At 72.6% G+C, this 19,581-nt stretch carries 17 protein-coding genes and 1 pseudogene; 1 reads left to right on the top strand and 17 read right to left on the bottom strand.

Annotation, left to right across the window (positions count from 1 at the left end; translation table 11 throughout):
• Nucleotides 1–11: 11 nt before the first annotated feature.
• From ABT263_RS30660 to ABT263_RS30600, 13 genes and pseudogenes are all read right to left on the bottom strand, one after another.
• A complete protein-coding gene (locus ABT263_RS30660; RefSeq protein ID WP_329489711.1) occupies nucleotides 12–170 on the bottom strand; it encodes a hypothetical protein in 159 nt (52 codons plus the stop codon).
• A gap of 258 nt (nucleotides 171–428) precedes the next feature.
• Entirely contained in the window at nucleotides 429–1,940 is a 1,512-nt protein-coding gene (gene gatB, locus ABT263_RS30655) for an Asp-tRNA(Asn)/Glu-tRNA(Gln) amidotransferase subunit GatB (protein WP_329489710.1), read from the bottom strand.
• Between the two features lie 80 nt (nucleotides 1,941–2,020).
• Nucleotides 2,021–2,260 carry a hypothetical protein gene (locus ABT263_RS30650; RefSeq protein WP_329489709.1) on the bottom strand — a complete coding sequence of 80 codons (240 nt, stop codon included), beginning with the start codon at nucleotides 2,258–2,260 and terminating at the stop codon, nucleotides 2,021–2,023.
• Nucleotides 2,257–3,750: an Asp-tRNA(Asn)/Glu-tRNA(Gln) amidotransferase subunit GatA gene (gene gatA / locus ABT263_RS30645; RefSeq protein ID WP_329489708.1), complete on the bottom strand. Its 1,494-nt coding sequence runs from the start codon at nucleotides 3,748–3,750 to the stop codon at nucleotides 2,257–2,259. Before gatA ends, ABT263_RS30650 begins: the two co-directional genes overlap by 4 nt.
• A 3-nt stretch (nucleotides 3,751–3,753) precedes the next feature.
• Nucleotides 3,754–4,050 carry an Asp-tRNA(Asn)/Glu-tRNA(Gln) amidotransferase subunit GatC gene (gatC, locus tag ABT263_RS30640; protein WP_280719380.1) on the bottom strand — a complete coding sequence of 99 codons (297 nt, stop codon included), beginning with the start codon at nucleotides 4,048–4,050 and terminating at the stop codon, nucleotides 3,754–3,756.
• A 364-nt stretch (nucleotides 4,051–4,414) separates the two neighbouring features.
• Nucleotides 4,415–5,968, bottom strand: a pseudogene (locus tag ABT263_RS30635) (putative bifunctional diguanylate cyclase/phosphodiesterase); the annotation flags it as partial.
• 372 nt (nucleotides 5,969–6,340) lie between these two features.
• On the bottom strand, nucleotides 6,341–8,626 hold the full coding sequence (gene ligA, locus ABT263_RS30630; protein WP_352295301.1) for an NAD-dependent DNA ligase LigA: 2,286 nt from the start codon (nucleotides 8,624–8,626) through the stop codon (nucleotides 6,341–6,343).
• A 22-nt stretch (nucleotides 8,627–8,648) separates the two neighbouring features.
• Entirely contained in the window at nucleotides 8,649–9,677 is a 1,029-nt protein-coding gene (locus tag ABT263_RS30625) for a methionine synthase (RefSeq protein ID WP_352295283.1), read from the bottom strand.
• A 118-nt stretch (nucleotides 9,678–9,795) separates the two neighbouring features.
• Entirely contained in the window at nucleotides 9,796–10,485 is a 690-nt protein-coding gene (locus tag ABT263_RS30620; RefSeq protein WP_329489704.1) for an SDR family oxidoreductase, read from the bottom strand.
• A 13-nt stretch (nucleotides 10,486–10,498) separates the two neighbouring features.
• The gene (locus ABT263_RS30615; RefSeq protein ID WP_352295281.1) at nucleotides 10,499–11,023 is read right to left on the bottom strand and encodes an LOG family protein; all 525 of its coding nucleotides are present in this window, start codon (nucleotides 11,021–11,023) and stop codon (nucleotides 10,499–10,501) included.
• Nucleotides 11,024–11,062: 39 nt separating this feature from the next.
• The gene (locus ABT263_RS30610) at nucleotides 11,063–11,620 is read right to left on the bottom strand and encodes a Uma2 family endonuclease (protein ID WP_352295279.1); all 558 of its coding nucleotides are present in this window, start codon (nucleotides 11,618–11,620) and stop codon (nucleotides 11,063–11,065) included.
• A gap of 454 nt (nucleotides 11,621–12,074) precedes the next feature.
• A complete protein-coding gene (mnmA, locus tag ABT263_RS30605; protein ID WP_352295277.1) occupies nucleotides 12,075–13,211 on the bottom strand; it encodes a tRNA 2-thiouridine(34) synthase MnmA in 1,137 nt (378 codons plus the stop codon).
• 44 nt (nucleotides 13,212–13,255) lie between these two features.
• Entirely contained in the window at nucleotides 13,256–14,443 is a 1,188-nt protein-coding gene (locus ABT263_RS30600) for a cysteine desulfurase family protein (RefSeq protein WP_352295275.1), read from the bottom strand.
• A gap of 275 nt (nucleotides 14,444–14,718) precedes the next feature.
• Here ABT263_RS30600 and ABT263_RS30595 point away from each other — a divergent pair, with 275 nt between their 5' ends.
• The gene (locus tag ABT263_RS30595) at nucleotides 14,719–15,477 is read left to right on the top strand and encodes an IclR family transcriptional regulator (protein WP_352295273.1); all 759 of its coding nucleotides are present in this window, start codon (nucleotides 14,719–14,721) and stop codon (nucleotides 15,475–15,477) included.
• On the opposite strand, the gene ABT263_RS30590 is transcribed toward ABT263_RS30595, so the two are convergent.
• The 4 genes from ABT263_RS30590 to ABT263_RS30575 all read right to left on the bottom strand — a co-directional run bounded on the left by ABT263_RS30590 (nucleotide 15,413) and on the right by ABT263_RS30575 (nucleotide 19,488).
• Nucleotides 15,413–16,072: a trimeric intracellular cation channel family protein gene (locus ABT263_RS30590; protein ID WP_329489698.1), complete on the bottom strand. Its 660-nt coding sequence runs from the start codon at nucleotides 16,070–16,072 to the stop codon at nucleotides 15,413–15,415. The genes ABT263_RS30595 and ABT263_RS30590 overlap by 65 nt on opposite strands.
• A 248-nt stretch (nucleotides 16,073–16,320) precedes the next feature.
• Nucleotides 16,321–17,346, bottom strand: coding sequence for an ABC transporter ATP-binding protein (locus ABT263_RS30585; protein ID WP_352295299.1), 1,026 nt, complete (start codon nucleotides 17,344–17,346; stop codon nucleotides 16,321–16,323).
• A gap of 67 nt (nucleotides 17,347–17,413) precedes the next feature.
• Nucleotides 17,414–18,481, bottom strand: a complete 1,068-nt coding sequence (locus tag ABT263_RS30580) for an ABC transporter ATP-binding protein (RefSeq protein ID WP_352295271.1) — start codon at nucleotides 18,479–18,481, stop codon at nucleotides 17,414–17,416.
• Entirely contained in the window at nucleotides 18,478–19,488 is a 1,011-nt protein-coding gene (locus ABT263_RS30575; protein ID WP_329489696.1) for an ABC transporter permease, read from the bottom strand. Before ABT263_RS30575 ends, ABT263_RS30580 begins: the two co-directional genes overlap by 4 nt.
• Nucleotides 19,489–19,581 lie beyond the last annotated feature (93 nt).

Genomic DNA, 19,581 nt, shown 5'->3' with positions numbered 1-19,581 from the left:
GTGTCGACCCGTCAGCACTCGCGCAGACGCGCGGCGCGCCGCTCGGAGCGGACGGCGGGCAGCCGGCGCAGGCCGCGGCGGTCGCCCTTGGCCTCGCGGACCAGGCGCTGGTGGTCGGCCTGGGCGTGGAGTTCCCGCACCTGGTGCTGGATGAGCTCGTACTCGAACACGGTGTTTCCCCTCGTGGTGGTCTCTCTCGTTCTGAGGTAAAGCCTCCTCCCCCAGGGGGGTGCGCCACATCGGCACCTTGCCCGATGTTCCGGGCGGCCTGCGCCTTAGGTCGGGCGGCCGGGAACGGCAAGGGCCCGGATCCACCCCACTTAGGGGGTGGATCCGGGCCCTGAGCGCACTAAGGCACCTTAGAAAGCCTTAGATGCCTTAGAAACCGTGGTCGGATCCGGTCGGCACCGAGCTTCTTCAGGTCGTGCCTACTGCCCTTCCACGCCGAGCTTCGCCAGGATGAGGTCCTTCACCCGGGCCGCGTCGGCCTGCCCGCGGGTGGCCTTCATGACCGCGCCGACGAGCGCGCCCACCGCGGCGACCTTGCCGTCGCGGATCTTGGCGGCGATCGCCTCGTTGCCGGCGATGGCCTCGTCGACGGCCGCGCCGAGCGCGGAGTCGTCCGAGACGACGGCCAGGCCGCGCTTCTCGACGACCTCGTCCGGCTCGCCCTCACCGGCCAGCACGGCCTCGATGACCTGGCGGGCCAGCTTGTCGTTCAGCTTGCCCTCGGCGACCAGCGCGGTCACCCGGGCGACCTGCGCCGGGGTGATCGGCTGCTCGCTCAGCTCGGTGCCGGTCTCGTTGGCCCGGCGGGCCAGCTCGCCCATCCACCACTTGCGGGCCTGGTCGGCCGGGGCGCCGGCGGCGATGGTCTCCAGGATCGGCTCGACCGCGCCGGCGTTCAGCACCGACTGCATGTCCTTGTCGGTCAGGCCCCACTCGGCCTGCAGCCGGGCCCGGCGCACCCGCGGCAGCTCGGGCAGACCGGCGCGCAGCTCCTCCACCCAGGCGCGGGACGGCGCGATCGGCACCAGGTCCGGCTCGGGGAAGTAGCGGTAGTCCTCGGCGTTGTCCTTGATCCGGCCGGCGGTGGTGCTGCCGTCCTCCTCGTGGAAGTGCCGGGTCTCCTGGACGATCGTGCCGCCGTCGCCCAGCACCGTGGCGTGCCGCTGGATCTCGAACCGGGCGGCCCGCTCGACGCTGCGCAGCGAGTTGACGTTCTTGGTCTCGGAGCGGGTGCCGAACTTCTCGGTGCCGTTGGGGCGCAGCGACAGGTTGACGTCGCAGCGCATCTGGCCCTTGTCCATCCGGGCCTCGGAGACGCCCAGCGCCTTGATCAGCTCACGCAGCTCGGCGACGTACGCCTTGGCGACCTCGGGGGCCCGCTCGCCGGCGCCCTCGATCGGCTTGGTGACGATCTCGATCAGCGGGATGCCGGCCCGGTTGTAGTCGAGCAGCGAGTGCGTGGCGCCGTGGATCCGGCCGGTCGCGCCGCCGACGTGGCTGGACTTGCCGGTGTCCTCCTCCATGTGGGCGCGCTCGATCTCCACCCGGAAGGTCGAGCCGTCCTCCAGCTGCACGTCGAGGTAGCCGTTGAAGGCGATCGGCTCGTCGTACTGCGAGGTCTGGAAGTTCTTCGGCATGTCCGGGTAGAAGTAGTTCTTCCGGGCGAACCGGCACCACTCGGCGATCTCGCAGTTCAGCGCCAGGCCGATCTTGATCGCCGACTCGACGCCGATGGCGTTGACCACCGGCAGCGAGCCGGGCAGGCCCAGACAGGTCGGGCAGACCTGGCTGTTCGGCTCGGCACCCAGTTCGGTCGAGCACCCGCAGAACATCTTGGTCTTGGTACCCAGCTCGACGTGGACCTCAAGGCCCATCACCGGGTCGTACGACGCGAGAGCGTCCTCGTAGGAGACCAGGTTCATGACGCTCACAGCGTCCCCTTCGCTAAAAGTCTGTGGAGGTACGGGCCCGGCCGCGCACGGTCGGGTGCGCGGCCGGGCCGAGGGCGTTCTCAGCCCAGCAGCACGTCGTCGTCGCCGAGCCGGCGCAACTCGCGCACCAGCAGGGCGGTGCCGGTGACCAGCGCCGCCGCACCGACCAGGGCGTTGATCAGCTTGAGCGTGTCGCTCTCGCCGCGCGCCTTCCGGATGTCCTTGACGATCGAGACCGCGCCGAACGTGCTGGTGCCGATGGACAGCCACAGGCCGGGCTTGGAGTGCTTGAAGCCCTTCGCCTTTTCGAGCTTGCTCACAGTGCCGGTGCCTCCTCCAGCAGGGTGTGCCCCCACTTGTCGTTGAGTGCGGCCTCGACGGCGCCGCCCACGCGGTACAGGCGGTCGTCCGCCATCGCGGGTGCGATGATCTGCAGGCCGACCGGGAGATTGTCCTCCGGCGCCAGCCCGCAGGGCAGCGACATGGCCGCGTTGCCCGCGAGGTTCGACGGAATCGTGCAGAGGTCGGCCAGGTACATCGCCATCGGGTCGTCGGCGCGCTCGCCGATCGGGAAGGCGGTGGTCGGCGTGGTCGGCGAGACCAGCACGTCCACGCCGGCGAAGGCGGTGTCGAAGTCGCGCGAGATGAGCGTGCGCACCTTCTGGGCCGAGCCGTAGTAGGCGTCGTAGTAGCCCGAGGAGAGGGCGTAGGTGCCGAGGATGATCCGGCGCTTCACCTCGGGGCCGAAGCCGGCCTCGCGGGTGAGGGCGGTGACGTCCTCGGCCGAGCGGGTGCCGTCGTCGCCGACCCGCAGGCCGTAGCGCATCGCGTCGAAGCGGGCCAGGTTGGACGAGGCCTCGCTGGGCGCGATCAGGTAGTACGCGGGCAGCGCCAGGGTGAACGACGGGCAGGAGACCTCGACGACCTCCGCGCCCAGCTCGCGCAGCAGCTCGACGGACTCGTTGAACCGCTGCATGACGCCGGCCTGGTAGCCCTCGCCGGCGAACTCCTTGACCACGCCGATCCGCATGCCGCGCACGTCGCGCAGCTTGGCGGCCTCGACCACGGCCGGGACGGGCGCGTCGATCGAGGTGGAGTCCAGCGGGTCGTGGCCGGCGATCGCCTCGTGCAGCAGCGCCGCGTCGAGCACGGTGCGGGCGCACGGACCGCCCTGGTCCAGCGAGGAGGAGAACGCGACCAGGCCGTAGCGGGAGACCGACCCGTAGGTGGGCTTCACGCCGACGGTGCCGGTGACGGCGCCGGGCTGGCGGATCGAGCCGCCGGTGTCGGTGCCGATCGCCAGCGGGGCCTCGAAGGCGGCCAGCGCGGCGGCCGAGCCACCGCCGGAGCCGCCGGGGATCCGGCTGAGGTCCCACGGGTTGCCGGTGGGGCCGTAGGCCGAGTTCTCGGTGGAGGAGCCCATCGCGAACTCGTCCATGTTGGTCTTGCCGAGGATCACCACGCCCGCGTCCTTGAGACGCGAGGTCAGGGTGGCGTCGTACGGCGGGATCCAGCCTTCGAGGATCTTGGACCCGCAGGTGGTCGGCACGCCCTTGGTGGTGAAGACGTCCTTCAGCGCGAGCGGGACGCCGGCCAGCGGGCCCAGCTCCTCGCCCTTGGCGCGCTTCTCGTCGACGGCCCTGGCGGCGTCCAGCGCGCCCTCGGTGTCGACGTGCAGGAAGGCGTTGACCTTCTTGTCGACGGCGCCGATGCGGTCCAGGTGCGCCTGGGCGACCTCGACGGCGGAGACCTCGCCCTTGGCGATGGCGCTCGCGGTCTCGGCCGCGGTGTAGCGGATCAGGTCGGTCATCGGTCAGTCCTCCCCGAGGATCTGCGGCACACGGAAACGCTGCTCCTCGGCGGCGGGGGCGCCGGACAGCGCCTGCTCCGGGGTGAGCGACGGTCGCACCACGTCCGCCCGCATGACGTTGGTCAGCGGGAGGGGGTGGGAGGTCGGCGGGACGTCCTGTCCGGCGACCTCCGAAACGCGCGCGACCGCGCCGATGATCACGTCGAGCTGCTCGGCGAAGTGGTCCAGCTCTTCGGCCTGCAACTCAAGACGCGACAGCCGAGCGAGGTGGGCGACCTCCTCGCGCGTGATGCCAGGCATGCGGCGATCCTCAGGGGTGTGAGTTCTGGTGAGACCCGGCGCCGCGCTCAGGCGGTGCCGGGCCCGGGCAGGAGCAGCCGGCTCGGCGCTCCCGTCCTCTTGGTCTGTGGACCCCATCCTATGGGGCCCGGCCCGGCCACCGGCCAACGAGTAACCCCGCGGGGCGGTCACCCTGCCCCGGCCCCGCTCCGGGACCGGGCCGGCGACCGCCGCGGACGCCCTACTGCGGGCTCGTCGGGACCCACCTCGGCGTGCCCTGCGCCTGGACCTCCAACTGGGCCGCCGACACCGCCTGGACCACCGGCGGCAGCACCGGCGGGATGACCGGCGGCAGCACCGGCTGGATCCCCGGCTTGACCACCGGCTGGATCACCCGCGGCAGTTGACCCGCCGGGCCGAACCGCTCGACCGGCGGGGCGCCGGTGCGGTGCACCCGGAGCCAGGCGGTGGCCTGCTCGGCCGGCAGCGCCGCCGAGACCAGCCAGCCCTGGACGGCGTCCACGCCCATCCGGTGCAGCCGCTCCCAGGTCTCGTCGTCCTCCACGCCCTCGGCCACCACGGTCAGGCCCAGCGAGTGGGCCAGCTCCACCGAGCAGCGGACCACGGCCGCGTCGTGGTCGTCGGCGACCATCCGGGAGACGAAGGAGCGGTCGATCTTCAACTCGCCGACCGGCAGGCTGCGCAGCCGCACCAGCGAGGAGTGGCCCGTCCCGAAGTCGTCCAGGGACATCCCGACGCCGTAGCCGCGCAGCTCGGCCAGGGTGTCGGCGGCCCGCCGGGAGTCGTCCAGCAGCAGCCGCTCGGTGATCTCCAGCTGGAGCGCGTGGGCCGGCACCTGGTGGCGGACGAGGTGCCCGGCGACCCGCTGGGCGAAGCCCGGGTTCAGCACGTCGCGCGGCGAGACGTTCACCGCGACCTGCACCTGGAGGCCCTGCTCGCGCCAGGAGGCGAGCTGGCCGACGGCCGCCTCCAGGACGTAGTCGGTCAGCCGGGGCATCAGGCCGCTGGACTCCGCGAGCCCGACGAACTCGTCCGGCGAGACCTTGCCCTGGCCAGGCCGGTCCCAGCGCAGCAGCGCCTCCAGCCCGACCACCCGGCCGTCGAAGGCCACCTTGGGCTGGTAGTGCAACTGCACCTCGCCGGTCTCCAGCGCCCGCCGCAGATCACCGAGCAGCCCGATCCGGTACGGCGTGTCGGCGTCCTGGGCCTCGTCGTACTGTTCGACGGAGGTGCAGCCGCGCTGGGCGTGGCCCATCGCCACGTCGGCGCGGCGCAGCAGCGACTCGGCGTCCTGGGCGTGCTGCGGGTAGACGCAGACGCCGGCGCTGGCCTCCAGGACGAGCAGCAGCCCGTCCAGCCGGATCGGTGCGGCCAGCTCGGCGATCAGCGCCGTGGCGACCCGCTCCAGGGTGTTGGGGCAGCCGACGCCGGGCAGCAGCACGGCGAACTCGTCGCCGCCCATCCGGGCCACCATCGGGCGGCCGCGCCGGTAGTCCCGGGGCATCCCGGCGAAGACGTCGTCGATCGTCTCCCGTCCCGCTCCGCCGGACGCGCCGGAGCGCAGGGCGCGGTGCAGCCGGCGGGCGATGTGCACCAGCAGCCGGTCGCCGGCGGTGTGGCCGAGCGTGTCGTTGAGCGACCTGAACCGGTCGAGGTCGAGCAGGATCAGCCCGACGCTGTAGCCCTGCTCGTGCTCGGCGATGGCCTCCTGGGCGGCCAGTAAGAGGGCCTGGCGGTTGGGCAGGTCCGTCAGCGGGTCGGTGAGCTGGTCACGGGCGCGGTCCCGGGCGATCCGCCAGGCCGCGACCAGCACGGCCAGCGGCACCGCGAACAGCGGCAGCAGCTCGGGCTCGTAGCGGTAGACCAGGACGGCCAGCGGGATGAGCGGTGCGGCGCCGGCCAGCAGGACTCCGAGCAGCAGGACCGCACCCGCCACCCCCTGCGGCGGGCGTGTGGGCGCACCGCCGGTCGTACGATCCATAAGCCCTGTCCTCCGTCGGGCCCGCCCCGTCAGGCCGCCTTACGGTGAGGCACCGTACCGGTGCCGGCAGCTGCCGGGCATGAGCGACCCCGCGGAGACCGGCTCAGCCGGTGCCCCCACCCCTGCTGACACTCTGTTGCGCTCCAGGGTATTCCGGGGTCCACCCGGCGGGCAGACTTTCGGACAACCGGGAGCGCGCCACCGCTTTCCGGTGCCGCACAGTGACACAATGCCCGCTTTCACCGCGCGGCACCCGGTGACGGCGCATCAGGACGATAACAAGACGGACTCGGTGGCTCCGAGTTCGGGTCACCCCTCGGCGGGGGGCTCCTCGGCGGCCCCGGCGACGGCCTCCGGTTCGGGCAGGCCCAGGTGCCTGCGAGCCGCGTCCGGCCCCTGCTCCAGCAGCACCGTGAAGCCCTCGTCGTCCAGGACCGGCAGCCCGAGCTGAACGGCCTTGTCGAACTTGGAACCGGGATTGTCACCGGCGACCACGAAATCGGTCTTCTTCGACACCGATCCGGTCACCTTCGCTCCGCGCGAGGTCAGCGCCTCCTTGGCGCCGTCCCGGGTGTGCCCCGCCAGCGTGCCGGTGACCACCACCGTCAGCCCCTCCAGCGGACGCTCGCCCTGCTCCTCGCCGGCCTCCTCGGTGAAGCGCACGCCGGCACCGCGCCACTTCTCCAGGATCTCCCGGTGCCACTCCTCCTGGTACCACTCGGCGATCGAGCGCGCCGTACCGGGACCGACCCCCTCGGTGGCGGCCAGCTCCTCCTGGCTGGCCGCGAAGATCCGGTCGAGGTCGCGGAACTCCCTGGCCAGCGCCTGCGCGGCGACCGGGCCGACGTGCCGGATCGACAGGCCGTTGAGGAAGCGCCAGAGGGGGCGCTCCCTGGCCAGGTCGATGTTGTCGAGCATCAGGCCGGTGTTCTTCTTGGCCGCGCCCGTGGTGGTCGCGAAGAAGAACACCTCCTTCTCCTCGCCGGTCTCGTCGTCGAGCTTCGGCAGGCCGGTCTTCGGGTCGCGGACCAGCACCTTGATCGGCAGCAGCTGCTCGGCGGTGAGGCGGAAGATGTCGCCCTCGTCCCGGACCGGCGCCTCGGCCGGCTCCAGCGGCTGGGTCAGCGCCGTCGCCGCGACGTAGCCCAGCCCCTCGATGTCCAGCGCGGACCGGCCGCCCAGGAAGGCGATCCGCTCGCGGATCTGGGCCGGGCAGAACCGCGCGTTGGGGCAGCGCAGGTCGATGTCGCCCTCCGCCATCGGGCGCAGCTCGGCGCCGCACTCGTGGCAGTGCGAGGGCATCACGAACTCCTGCTCGGTGCCGTCCCGCAGGTCGTACACCGGGCCGAGGATCTCGGGGATGACGTCACCGGCCTTGCGGAGCACCACGGTGTCGCCCAGCATGACGTCCTTGGCCTTGACGATCTGCTGGTTGTGCAGCGTCGCGTACTGCACCATCGAGCCGGCCACCTTCACCGGCTCCGCCAGCACCGCGTACGGGGTGGCCCGGCCGGTGCGGCCGATGCCGACCTTGATCGCGGCGAGCTTGCCGGTGACCTCCTCCGGCGGGTACTTCCAGGCGATCGCCCAGCGCGGGGACTTCGAGGTCGCGCCGAGCCGGCCCTGGAGGGCGATCTCGTCCACCTTGACCACGACGCCGTCGATCTCGTGCTCGACCGAGTGCCGCTGCGCGCCGAAGTGCTCGATGAAGGCGCGGACCTCGGCCAGCGTGCCGACCACCTTGTTGTGCCGGGCCGTGGGCAGGCCCCAGTCGTGCAGCAGCCGGTAGGCGTGCGACTGGTTGTCGATGTCGAAGCCGACCCGGGCGCCGATGCCGTGCACCACCATGTGCAGCGGGCGGGACGCGGTGATGTGCGGGTCCTTCTGGCGCAGCGAACCGGCGGCCGCGTTGCGCGGGTTCATGAACAGCCGGATCATCGCCCGGGGCCGCTTGCCCTCCTTGGCGCGCTCCTCGTTCTCCTGCCGGCGGCGCTCGTTCTCCTCGGCGAAGGAGGCGTTGAGCGCCTCGAAGGCGTCGGTGGGGAAGTAGACCTCGCCGCGGATCTCCACCAGCGCGGGGACGTCGTCGCCCTTGAGCCGGTGCGGGATCTCCTTGATGGTGCGGACGTTGGCGGTGATGTCCTCGCCGACCCGGCCGTCGCCGCGGGTCGCGGCCTGCACCAACTGGCCGTTCTCGTAGGTGAGGTTGACGGCCAGGCCGTCCACCTTGAGCTCGCAGAGGTAGTGGTACTCGATGCCGGCCAGCTCGGTGGCGACCCGCTCGGCCCAGGCGGCCAGCTCGTCGTCGTCCATCGCGTTGTCCAGGCTGAGCAGCCGCTCGCGGTGCTCGACGGCCGCGAACTGCTCGGTGACGGCGCCGCCGACCTTCTGGGTCGGCGAGTCGGGGGTGCGCAGGGCCGGGTGCCCGGCCTCCAGCGCCTCCAGCTCGCGCATCAGCGCGTCGAACTCGGCATCGGTGACGACCGGCGCGTCCTGCTCGTAGTAGCGGGCGCGGTGGTCCTCGATCTCGGCCGCCAGCTCGGCGTGCCGCCCGCGGACCTCCGCCGGGATCTCCTCCCAGCCCTCGACAGCCACCACCGCAAGCCCTCCTACGTTCTCATTCCGGGTTGTCCACCAGGCTCTGGGCCGCCCTCACACTGAGTGACAGCGCCTTGCGCGCGTGGGCCGGAGAGGCCCCGGCCAGCCCGCAGGTGGGCGTCACCAGCACACGGCGGCCCAGCAGCTCCGGGGCGAACCCGAGCCTGCGCCACAACGTCCTGACACCCTGGACACTACCGGCCGGGTCGGACAGTGCCGTTGATTGATCGGGGGCTCCGTCGGTGGCGGGCACCACGCCGGCGAGGATCACGGTGCCCGCCTCGATCGCCTCGCCGAGCTGCTCGTCCTCACGTTCCGTCAACAGCGAGAAGTCCAGGGAGACTCCGGCCACACCGGCCCGGCGCAGCAGCGGGATCGGGACGTCCGGGGCGCAGCAGTGCACCACCACCGGTACGTCGACGCTGCGGATCACCTCGCGCAGCGCCTCCTCGGCGACCTGGCGGTCCACCGAGCGCAGCCGCTGGAAGCCGCTGGCGGTCCTCACCCCGCCGGTCAGCACCGCGGGCAGCGAGGGCTCGTCGAGCTGGAGCACCACCGCCGCGCCGGGGATCCGGCGGCGGACCTCGTCCAGGTGGCGGCGCAGCCCCTCGGTGAGCGAACCGGCGATGTCCCGGCGGGCACCGGGGTCGGCGAGCGCCTTCTCGCCGTGCTTCAGCTCGATCGAGGCGGCCAGCGTCCACGGGCCGACGGCCTGCACCTTGAGCGCACCCTGGTAGCCCTGGGTGAACTCCTCCAGGGCGTCCAGGTCCTCGCCCAGCCAGGCACGGGCCCGCCGGGTGTCGCGGCCGGGGCGGTCGGTGAAGCGCCAGCCGCTGGGCTCGGTCTGCGCGAACAGCTCGACCAGCAGGCCGGCGCTGCGCCCGATCATGTCGGCGCCCGGCCCGCGGGCGGGCAGCTCGGGCAGGAACGGCAGCTGCTCCAGCGCCCCGGTGGCCGTCCTGGCGGCCTCCCGCGCGTCGGTGCCGGGCAGCGATCCGACGCCGGTGGCGGCGCCGTGCAGGTCGGGGAAAGAGTGTCCGTTGCTCACCCGCCCGAGCCTAGTGCGCCCGGCGTGGGAAGTCGGACCGGCCGACCTCCCACGGCCGGGCTGGGGCCGGCGAACCCACGTCCCCGGGGCTCACTTCCCGGGGCTCACTTGCCGGGGCTCACTTCCCGGGGCGGACGGTGATCTCGGTGATCTCCGCGTCGCGGGAGGCGTCGAGCGCGGCCAGGACCGCCTTCGCCACCGACTCGGGCGCGATGAAGCGGTCGGCGTCGTACTCCCGGCCCTCCTGCTGGTGCACCTTGACCTGCATCGCGGTCGCGGTGCGGCCCGGGTAGACCGAGGTGACCCGGACCCCGGCGGCGTGCTCCTCGTGGCGCAGCGAGTCCGCGAGCGCCTTCAGGCCGTGCTTGCTCGCCGCGTACGCCGACCAGTCGGCGTGCGCGGTGAGCCCCGCGCCGGAGTTCACGAACACCACGTGGCCCTTGACCAGCCGCAGCGAGGGCAGCATCAGGCGGGTCAGCTCGGCGGGCGCGACCAGGTTCACGTTCAGGGTGTCCTGCCAGGCCTTGACCGGCAGTTCACCGACCTGGCCCAGCTCGACGACGCCCGCCACGTGCAGCAGCGAGTCGAGCTCCGCCGGCAGCGCCTGGTGGCCGAAGGCCCAGGAGAGCTTGGCCGGCGTACCGAGGTCGCCGACCAGGGTCTGCGCCCCGGGGAAGCGCTCGCGCAGCTCCGCGGCCCGGCGGGCGTCGCGGGCCAGCAGCCAGAGGTCGTCCCCGCGTTCGGCGAGGCGCTCGGCGAGGACGGCGCCGATGCCGGAGCCCGCGCCCGTGATCAGATGTGCAGCCATGGTCCCGATCCTCTCAGGCCTTGAGCTGCTCGAAGACCTGGGCGGGGGTGTCGGCGAAGGTGATCAGCTCGCCGAGCGGCCGCGGCAGGAAGCCCTCCGTGTCCATCCGCTCCAGCTGGGTGCGCAGTCCCGCGTAGAAGCCCTCGGTGTCCAGGACGATCACCGGCTTGTCGTGCAGCGCGTGCTTCTTGAGCTCCAGCACCTCGGTCACCTCGTCCAGCGTGCCGAGGCCGCCGACCAGCACGACGACGGCGTCCGCGCGCATCAGCAGCTGCGCCTTGCGCTCGGCGAGGTCCAGCGTCATCACCAGCTCGTCGGCGCCCTCGTAGCCCTTGTGCCGGAGCAGTTCGACCAGCACCCCGACCAGCTTGCCGCCGGCCGCCTTCACCCCGTCGGCCAGCAGCCCCATCAGCCCGGCGTTGGAGCCGCCCCACACCAGGGTGTGCCCGCCCTCCCCGAGCAGACGGGCGAATTCGGCGGCAGGCGCGGAGTACCGCTCGTCGAGCGAGTACGCGGAGCAGAAGACAGTGATGTTCATAATGCTGACTGGTCTATCACGCCCGGCCGACGCGCACGGTCAGTCCTTGTACGGGACGAGCTCGGACAGGCCCAGCGTGAAGCCGAAGGGCTCCGGGATGCCGATCTCGTCACCGAACTTCCGGTCACTGCGCGTGTGGTACCGGTCGTGGTCCGGCTCGGAGAACAGCGTCACCGTCTGCTGCCGCGGGTCCACGATCAGGTACAGCGGGATGCGCATCACGGCGTAGTCGTGCAGCTTGTCCATCCAGTCGTTGCCCGGGTTGGAGGGCGCGACGATCTCCACGGCGATCAGGGCCTCCCCGGCGGGGGCCTTGTTCCCCGGCTGGGAGAGAACCTCCTCGGGCAGGTAGGTCAGGTCCGGCTCGCGCCCCTTGGAGACGTCCGGGCTGACGATCTCGCTCCGCTCACTGGGGAGGTAGCCGTCGGGGGCGTGCCGCTCGAACTGCCTGCGCACCCGCGCGACGTTGAGCTGGTGGATGTTCGAGGGTGACGCCTGCATGATCAGCGTGTCCCCGGACCATTCGATCCGGACGCCCTCGGGAGCGATCCGCTCCAGCTCCTCGACGAAGTCGCGGTGCTGCTCGTAGAAGGTCATGCCGTCCTCTCCGCAAGGCGCCACGGGCATCGCCGGCCGCTCCCCGGAGCCCGGGTCGTCGAATCACCGACGGGCCGCACCGCCCGTGCGGCTCCGTCCACTATGACGCACCCCGGGGACCCGCGGCCGACGCTCCCACCGGGAACGGGAAGGCGCCGGGCTGGTCGTATCCGGTTCCGGTCAGCGCCTCACCCGCCGAGCAGCCGCCGACCGTCGTGCACTCGCGCCCGGGCAAGGTCGTCCACGCCGACGTCTCGCAGTGGGCCCACCTCCCGGGGCGTGGCCCCGCGACGGCCTCCGGGCCACCGCGCCGGAGTCACTGCGTCGCTGGACCGCCTACGCCGTGTCCGCGAGCGCCCTGGTGCACCTCGTCACAGCCGCGCTCGTACGGGTCTTCCGGGTGTGCCGCTGGTACAGCGGCACACCCGGCACGCTCCGACCGGGAGGACCTGTTTCAGGCCGTGACCGGGCGGCGGTGGGTGGTGGCGATGGTGGCGGAGCCGACGACGCGGGTGGCGTCGTAGAGGACGACGGCCTGGCCGGGGGCGATGCCGCGGGCGGGGGTGTCCAGGGTGACGTGGAGTTCGCCGTCGACCATGGCGGCCGTGACCGGGACCTCCTCGCCGTGGGCGCGGAGCTGGGCGGTGTAGCGGCCGTCGGCCGCGGCCTCGGCCCCGCACCAGCGCGGGCGGATCGCGGTCAGGGCCGTCACGTCCAGGCCCTCGACGGGGCCGACGGTGACGGTGTTGTTCACCGGGGAGATGTCGAGCACGTAGCGGGGCTTGCCGTCGGCGGCCGGGCGGCCGATCCGCAGGCCCTTGCGCTGGCCGATGGTGAAGCCGTAGGCGCCGTCGTGCTCGCCGAGCTTGGTGCCGTCCGCGTCGACGATGTCGCCGGGGGCCCGGCCGAGGTGCTTGGCCAGGAAGCCCTGGGTGTCGCCGTCCGCGATGAAGCAGATGTCGTGGCTGTCCGGCTTCTTCGCGACGGCCAGGCCGCGGCGCTCGGCCTCCTCGCGGATGACGTCCTTGGTGGTGTCGCCCAGCGGGAAGAGCGAGTGGGCGAGCTGGTCGGCGTCGAGCACGCCCAGCACGTAGGACTGGTCCTTCGCGGCGTCGACGGCGCGGTGCAGCTCGCGGCGGCCGTCCGGGAGGTCGACGATCCGGGCGTAGTGGCCGGTGCAGACGGCGTCGAAGCCGAGCGCGATCGCCTTGTCCAGCAGCGCGGCGAACTTGATCTTCTCGTTGCAGCGCAGGCAGGGGTTGGGGGTGCGGCCGGCCGCGTACTCGGCGACGAAGTCGTCGATGACGTCCTCGCGGAACCGCTCGGCGAGGTCCCAGACGTAGAACGGGATGCCGATCACGTCGGCCGCCCGGCGGGCGTCGCGGGAGTCCTCGATGGTGCAGCAGCCGCGGGCGCCGGTGCGGAAGGACTGCGGGTTGGCGGAGAGCGCCAGGTGCACGCCGGTCACCTCGTGCCCCGCTTCGGCCGCGCGGGCGGCGGCGACGGCGGAGTCCACCCCGCCGGACATCGCCGCGAGCACACGCAGGCGGCCAGTGGACGGGGCGGTCGGGGCACCGGGGAAGTCAGTCATGATGCCCACAAGAGTACGTGGTCGCGGCGGAGGCCCGGCCGGGTTTACCGGGCGCGCGCGGCCGCCGCCAGCCCCGCGTTGCGGGCCCGCTGCACGACCGGGGCGATGGCTCCGGCGAGCGCGGTGACGTCCTCCCGGGTGGAGGTGTGGCCGAGCGAGAACCGCAGTGAGGCGCGGGCCAGCAGCGGGTCGACGCCCATCGCCAGCAGGACGTGGCTGGGCTGCGGCACCCCCGCCGAGCAGGCCGAGCCGGTCGAGCACTCGATGCCCTGGGCGTCGAGCAGCATCAGCAGCGCGTCGCCCTCGCAGCCGGGGAAGGAGAAGTGCGCGTTGGCGGGCAGCCGCCCCTGCGTCGTCGGGTCGCCGTTGAGGACCGCGTCCGGGACGCCGGCCAGGACCGAGGCGACCAGTTCGTCGCGCAGCGCGCCGAGCACCGCCGCGTGCTCGTCCCGCCGCTGGACGGCGAGCGCGGCGGCGGCCGCGAAGCCCGCGGTGGCCGGCGCGTCCAGCGTGCCGGAGCGGACGTCCCGCTCCTGGCCGCCGCCGTGCAGCAGCGGGACGGGCGTGGCCCCGCGCGACAGCAGCAGGGCGCCGACGCCGTACGGACCGCCGACCTTGTGGCCGGTGACGGTGAGTGCGGTCAGCCCGGACTCCGCGAAGGAGACCGGCACCTGACCGAGCGCCTGGACCGCGTCGGCGTGCATCGGAATACCGAACTCGGCCGCCACCGCGGCGAGTTCGGTGACCGGTTGGATGGTGCCGACCTCGTTGTTGGCCCACATCACGGTGACCAGCGCGACGGAGGCCGGATCCCGCTCGATCGCCTCGCGCAACGCCGCCGGGTGGACCCGGCCGTAGCCGTCCACCGGGAGGTAGTCGACCCGGGCGCCCTCGTGCTCGGAGAGCCAGTGCACCGCGTCGAGCACCGCATGGTGCTCGACCGGGCTGCACAGCACCCGGGTCCGGGCCGGGTCGGCCCCCCGCCGGGCCCAGTACAGGCCCTTGACGGCCAGGTTGTCGGACTCGGTGCCACCGGCGGTCAGGACGATCTCGCTGGGGCGGGCGCCGAGCGACTCCGCCAGCGACTCGCGGGACTCCTCGACCACGCGGCGGGCCCGGCGGCCGGACGCGTGCAGGGAGGAGGCGTTGCCGACGACCCCCAGGTGCGCGGTCATCGCGGCGATCGCCTCGGGCAGCATCGGCGTGGTCGCCGCATGGTCCAGGTATGGCATAACCATCCGATTGTAGAGGGCCACCGCGCGACGCTCGGGCCACCCGGCGGATCCGGCCGCCGCGCAGCGCGCGCAAACGCCCCGATCCGGCCAACCGCCCGCCACCCGCCCGCCATCCGGCCGCCGCTCCCCCGCCACCCGCGGCGCCGGGCACCGGCCCGGCCCCCGACGGCCAAGCCGGGACGGCCGGGGGCTCGTTGGTCTCCCGCCGGACCGAACGGTTAGCCTGTCGGGCACCGCAAATCGGCCGGACCGGATCAGGACTGGGGGGCGCCATGTCGCAGTCGGTCGACCGCGCCCTCACCCTCCTCGGGTCCCTCGGCGACGGGCCGGTCACCCTCGACCAGGCCGCCACCAGCATCGGGGTGCACAAGTCCACGGCCCTGCGGCTGCTGCGCACGCTGGAGGAGCACGGCTTCGTCCACCGCCAGTCCGACCGGCGCTACCGGCTCGGCGGCCGCGTCCTCTCGCTCGCCCACCGGGCGCTGGAGGAGATCGACGTCCGCCAGATCGCCGCGCCCTACCTGGCCGCCCTCCACCGGCGCTGCGGACTGACCGTCCAGCTGGCCGTGCTCCAGGACGGCGAGGTCCTCTACCTGGACGAGCTGGCCGGCCGCTGGCCGGGGAGCGACACCCCCCGGCCGACCCGGATCGGGCGGCGCGCCCCGGCGGCCGGCACCGCGATCGGCCGGGTCCTGCTGGCCGGTCTGCCCGACGACGGGGCCGGCGAGGACGAGCTGCCTCCCGAGCTGGCCGCCGTCCGCCGCCAGGGCTGGGCGGCCGAGTCGGCCGAGCACCGGGAGGCGGTGGCCTGCGTGGCGGCCCCGGTGGCCGGCAGCGCCGGGCGGCCGGTCGCCGCCTGCGCGGTCAGCGCCCCGACCGACCGGGTCCCGCCGGCCGAACTGGTCCGGCTGCTGCCCGAGCTGCTCTGCACCGCCGAGGCGATCTCGCTGGCGTACGGGGGCTCGCCTACTCCTCGCTGGTGCGAGAACCGTTGCGGTGCCAGGCCCGCGGTGCGCGCCAGCCGTACTTGAGGGCGAGCATCCGCAGACCGAAGGCGGTCAGCGCGGCCGCCGTCCCGGTGAGCGCGGTGAGCCGGTCGAGGCCGATCAGGATCACCACGAGGGCCGAGCCGACCAGGGCCGGGACGGCGTAGATCTCGCGGTCCCAGCGCAGCAGCGAGGGGATCTCCCCGGCGAGCATGTCGCGCATCACGCCGCCGCCGGCGGCCGTCACCATGCCGAGCGCCATCGCGGCCACCGCGCCGAGGCCGTAGTCGTGCGCCTTGGCCGTACCGGTGACGCAGAACAGCCCGAGGCCGAGCGCGTCCAGGGTCTGCACCGCGCGGTTGATCCGCTCGACCTCCGGGTGCAGGAAGAAGACCACCAGGCCGGCCGCCAGCGGCGTGCTGAAGTAGCCGAGGTTGGAGAAGGCCGCCACCGGGGTGGCCCCGATGACGAGGTCGCGCATGACCCCGCCACCCAGCGCGGTCACCTCCGCCAGCACACAGATTCCGAAGATGTCCATGTTCTTGCGCACGGCCAGCAGCCCTCCGGAGAGGGCGAAGACGAAGATGCCGACCAGGTCCAGGCTCTGCTGCACGTCGGAGGGGAAGATCTGCGATGTCACCGGACAACTATGGACCCCCCGGGCGCCGCGCCCGGCCGACCGTCACGGTCGCGCCACCGGCCGTCACAGCACGTGACGGCCGATGGCGCGCAGAGGGGCGCGGCCGCTGTCCGAACCGGCGACCGCGCCCCGGACCGTCACGCGGTGGCGAGCACCTTCTCGCCACCGGCAGGACTGTTCTCGGGACCCCGCTAGTCGTTCCCCTCGCTCCGCTCGGGACCGTTCCCCTCGCTCCGCTCGGGACCCCGCTAGTCGTTCCCCTCGCTCCGCTCGGGGAAGTGACACGCCACCTGGTGCCCGGTCTTCAGCGCGGCCAGCGGCGGCTCCTGGGTCGCGCAGACCTCCTGCGCCTTCCAGCAGCGGGTGCGGAACCGGCAGCCGGACGGCGGGTTGATCGGCGAGGGCACGTCGCCCTTGAGCAGGATCCGCTCCCGGCGCTGCCGGCGGCGCGGGTCCGGCACCGGCACCGCGGACATCAGCGCGGTGGTGTACGGGTGCATCGGGGACGCGTAGAGCGAGTCCCGGTCGGCGATCTCGACGATCTTGCCGAGGTACATCACCGCGACCCGGTCGGAGACGTGCCGGACCACCGAGAGGTCGTGCGCGATGATCAGGTAGGTCAGGCCCAGCTCGCGCTGGAGGTCGTCCAGCAGGTTGACCACCTGCGCCTGGATGGAGACGTCGAGGGCGGAGACGGGCTCGTCCGCGATGACCATCTTGGGCCGCAGGGCGAGCGCCCGGGCGATGCCGATGCGCTGGCGCTGGCCGCCGGAGAACTCGTGCGGGTAGCGGTTGTAGTGCTCGGGGCTGAGCCCGCACAGCTCCAGCAGCTCCTGGACGGCCTTCTTGACGCCGCCCTCGGTCTGCACCTTCTGCAGCCGGAACGGCGCGCCGACGATGGTGCCGACGGTGTGCCGGGGGTTCAGCGAGGAGTACGGGTCCTGGAAGATCATCTGGATGTCGCGCCGGAGCGGCCGCATCGCGCCGGTGCCCAGGTGGGTGATGTCGGTGCCCTCGAACTCGATCTTCCCGCCGGTGGGCTCGTCGAGACGGGTGACCAGCCGGCCCATCGTCGACTTGCCGCAGCCGGACTCGCCGACGACGCCCAGGGTCTCCCCCGCGTTGACGGTGAAGTCGATGCCGTCGACGGCCCGGACCGCCCCGGCGTTGCGGCGCAGCAGGCCGCCCTTGATCGGGAAGTGCCGGGTCAGGCCGGTCACCCGGAGCAGCGGCTCGCGGTCGGGGGCGGGCGCGGGCGCGGGCACCTTCTTCATGGGCTCGGGGGCCGCCGCCTGAGTGTCCGTCATCGGTTCTCTCCAGAATGGTGGTACGAAACCGGGCTCACAGCCGGGGCGCGATCTCTTCGGTGAAGATGCGGCGCCGGTCGGCGGCGGCGAGGTGGCAGGCCGCGTGGTGCCCGGGCGCTGCCTCGGTCAGGACGGGGACCTCGTCGGCCGAGCGCCCGCCGGTCAGCCCGGCGTACGGGCAGCGCGGGTGGAAGGCGCAGCCGGACGGCACGTTGATCAGGCTGGGCGGGGTGCCCTTCACCGGGACGAGCCGCTCCTGGAGCTCACGGTCGAGACGCGGCATCGAGCCCAGCAGGCCCCAGGTGTAGGGGTGCTGGGGCGCGTCGAAGAGGGTCTCGGCGGGGCCGCGCTCGACGCACTTGCCGCCGTACATGACCAGGATGTCGTCGGCGAGTTCGGCGACCACCCCGAGGTCGTGGGTGATGACGATGACGGCCGAGCCGAACTCCTCCTGGAGGTCCCGGATGAGGTCCAGGATCTGCGCCTGGACGGTGACGTCCAGCGCGGTGGTGGGCTCGTCGGCGATCAGCAGCGACGGGTCGTTGACCAGGGCCATCGCGATCATGGCGCGCTGGCGCATGCCGCCGGAGAACTGGTGCGGGTAGTCGTCCACCCGGCGGTCGGGCTGCGGGATGCCGACCCGGTCGAGCATCTCGACCGCGCGGGCCCGGGCCTGCTTCTTGGTCGCCTGCGGGTGGTGCACCCGGTAGGCCTCGATGATCTGCGCCCCGACGGTGTAGTAGGGGTGCATCGCGGTCAGCGGGTCCTGGAAGATCATCGCCATCTCGCGGCCGCGCAGCTGGCGGACCCGCTCGGGGCCGGCCGCGACCAGCTCCTCGCCGTCCAGGTGGATCTCGCCGCTGATCCGGGCCCGCTTGGAGCGGTGCAGGCCCATGATGCCGAGCGAGGTGACCGACTTGCCGGAGCCGGACTCGCCGACGATCCCGAGGGTCTTCCCCTTGTGCAGGTCGAAGCTGACCCCGTCCACCGAGCGGACCAGGCCGTCGTCGGTGTCGAAGTGGATCCGCAGGTCCCGGACCGACAGGAACGGGTCCCCGGTCGCGGCGGCCACCGGCGCCGGGGTCTTCTGGAGCTCGGTCACGACAGCCTCACCCGGGGGTCGACAGCGGCGTACAGGAGGTCAACCACGAGGTTGCAGAGGACGATGAAGAACGCGGCGAGCAGCGTGACGCCGAGGATCTTCGGCAGGTCGTTGTCGGAGATCGCCGAGACGGCGAAGGCGCCGACGCCCTGGAGCGAGAAGACCTGTTCGGTGATCAGCGCACCGCCGAGCAGCAGACCGAGGTCCATGCCGAAGATGGTGACGACCGGGGTGAGCGCGGAGCGCAGCCCGTGCTTCACGACCACCTTGCGCTCGGCCAGGCCCTTGGCCCGGGCGGTGCGGATGTAGTCCTCGCTCATCGTCTCCAGCATGCCGGCGCGGGTGAGCCGGGCGTAGAGCGCGGAGTAGAGGAAGGCCAGCGAGATCCACGGGAGGATCAGGTTGCGGGCCCACATCAGCGGGTCGTCGGTGAAGTTGACGTACTGGAGGTTGTCGAGGATCGGCCACTCGTAGCTGAAGAGCGTGAGCAGCAGCGCACCGGTGAAGAAGACCGGCAGCGAGACACCGGCCAGCGCGACGCCCATGGAGAGCCGGTCGAAGATCGACTTCGGCTTGAGCGCGGAGATGACACCGGTGGTGACGCCGGAGACCAGCCAGAGCACGGCGGCGCCGATGGCCAGCGACAGCGTGATCGGGATGCGCTTGGTCAGCTCGGGCCAGACCTCCAGGTGGTTCTTGAAGGAGTAGCCGAAGCAGGGCACGTGGCAGGTGGCGGCGTCCGGGCCGAACTTGTACTCGGCCCCGGTGACGAGCGCCTTCAGGAAGCGCCCGTACTGGACGTAGATCGGCTGGTCGAAGCCGAGGTTCTTCTTGACCGCCGCGACCGCCTCGGGGGACGGGTTCTTCCCGATGTACTGCGTGGCCAGCTGGTCGGTCGTCTCACCGGCCAGGCGCGGCAGCAGGAAGAAGATCGCGAAGGTGACCGCGCTGACCACCAGCAGCAGCACCACGGCCGCGAGCGTCCTGCGGAGGATGTAGGCAAACACAGTTGGTCGGCTCCGGCGGCCCGCCGCCGTCCGGGATCTTAAAGGCAGGGGCGGGGGCGCGCCTCCAGAACACCACCAACAGGTAAGGGTGCC

The sequence above is a fragment of the Kitasatospora sp. NPDC001603 genome (assembly GCF_040298365.1).
Classification (GTDB): domain Bacteria; phylum Actinomycetota; class Actinomycetes; order Streptomycetales; family Streptomycetaceae; genus Kitasatospora.
This window is presented reverse-complemented; position numbering and strand designations above follow the sequence as displayed.

What these genes read in the sequence shown, in the direction of transcription:
- gatA (WP_329489708.1), bottom strand. Translation starts at nt 3,750, where the DNA reads ATGACCGACCTGATCCGCTACACCGCGGCCGAGACCGCGAGCGCCATC.
- gatC (WP_280719380.1), bottom strand. Translation starts at nt 4,050, where the DNA reads ATGCCTGGCATCACGCGCGAGGAGGTCGCCCACCTCGCTCGGCTGTCG.
- ABT263_RS30620 (WP_329489704.1), bottom strand. Translation starts at nt 10,485, where the DNA reads ATGGCTGCACATCTGATCACGGGCGCGGGCTCCGGCATCGGCGCCGTC.
- ABT263_RS30615 (WP_352295281.1), bottom strand. Translation starts at nt 11,023, where the DNA reads ATGAACATCACTGTCTTCTGCTCCGCGTACTCGCTCGACGAGCGGTAC.
- ABT263_RS30610 (WP_352295279.1), bottom strand. Translation starts at nt 11,620, where the DNA reads ATGACCTTCTACGAGCAGCACCGCGACTTCGTCGAGGAGCTGGAGCGG.
- mnmA (WP_352295277.1), bottom strand. Translation starts at nt 13,211, where the DNA reads ATGACTGACTTCCCCGGTGCCCCGACCGCCCCGTCCACTGGCCGCCTG.
- ABT263_RS30600 (WP_352295275.1), bottom strand. Translation starts at nt 14,443, where the DNA reads ATGCCATACCTGGACCATGCGGCGACCACGCCGATGCTGCCCGAGGCG.
- ABT263_RS30595 (WP_352295273.1), top strand. Translation starts at nt 14,719, where the DNA reads ATGTCGCAGTCGGTCGACCGCGCCCTCACCCTCCTCGGGTCCCTCGGC.
- ABT263_RS30585 (WP_352295299.1), bottom strand. Translation starts at nt 17,346, where the DNA reads ATGAAGAAGGTGCCCGCGCCCGCGCCCGCCCCCGACCGCGAGCCGCTG.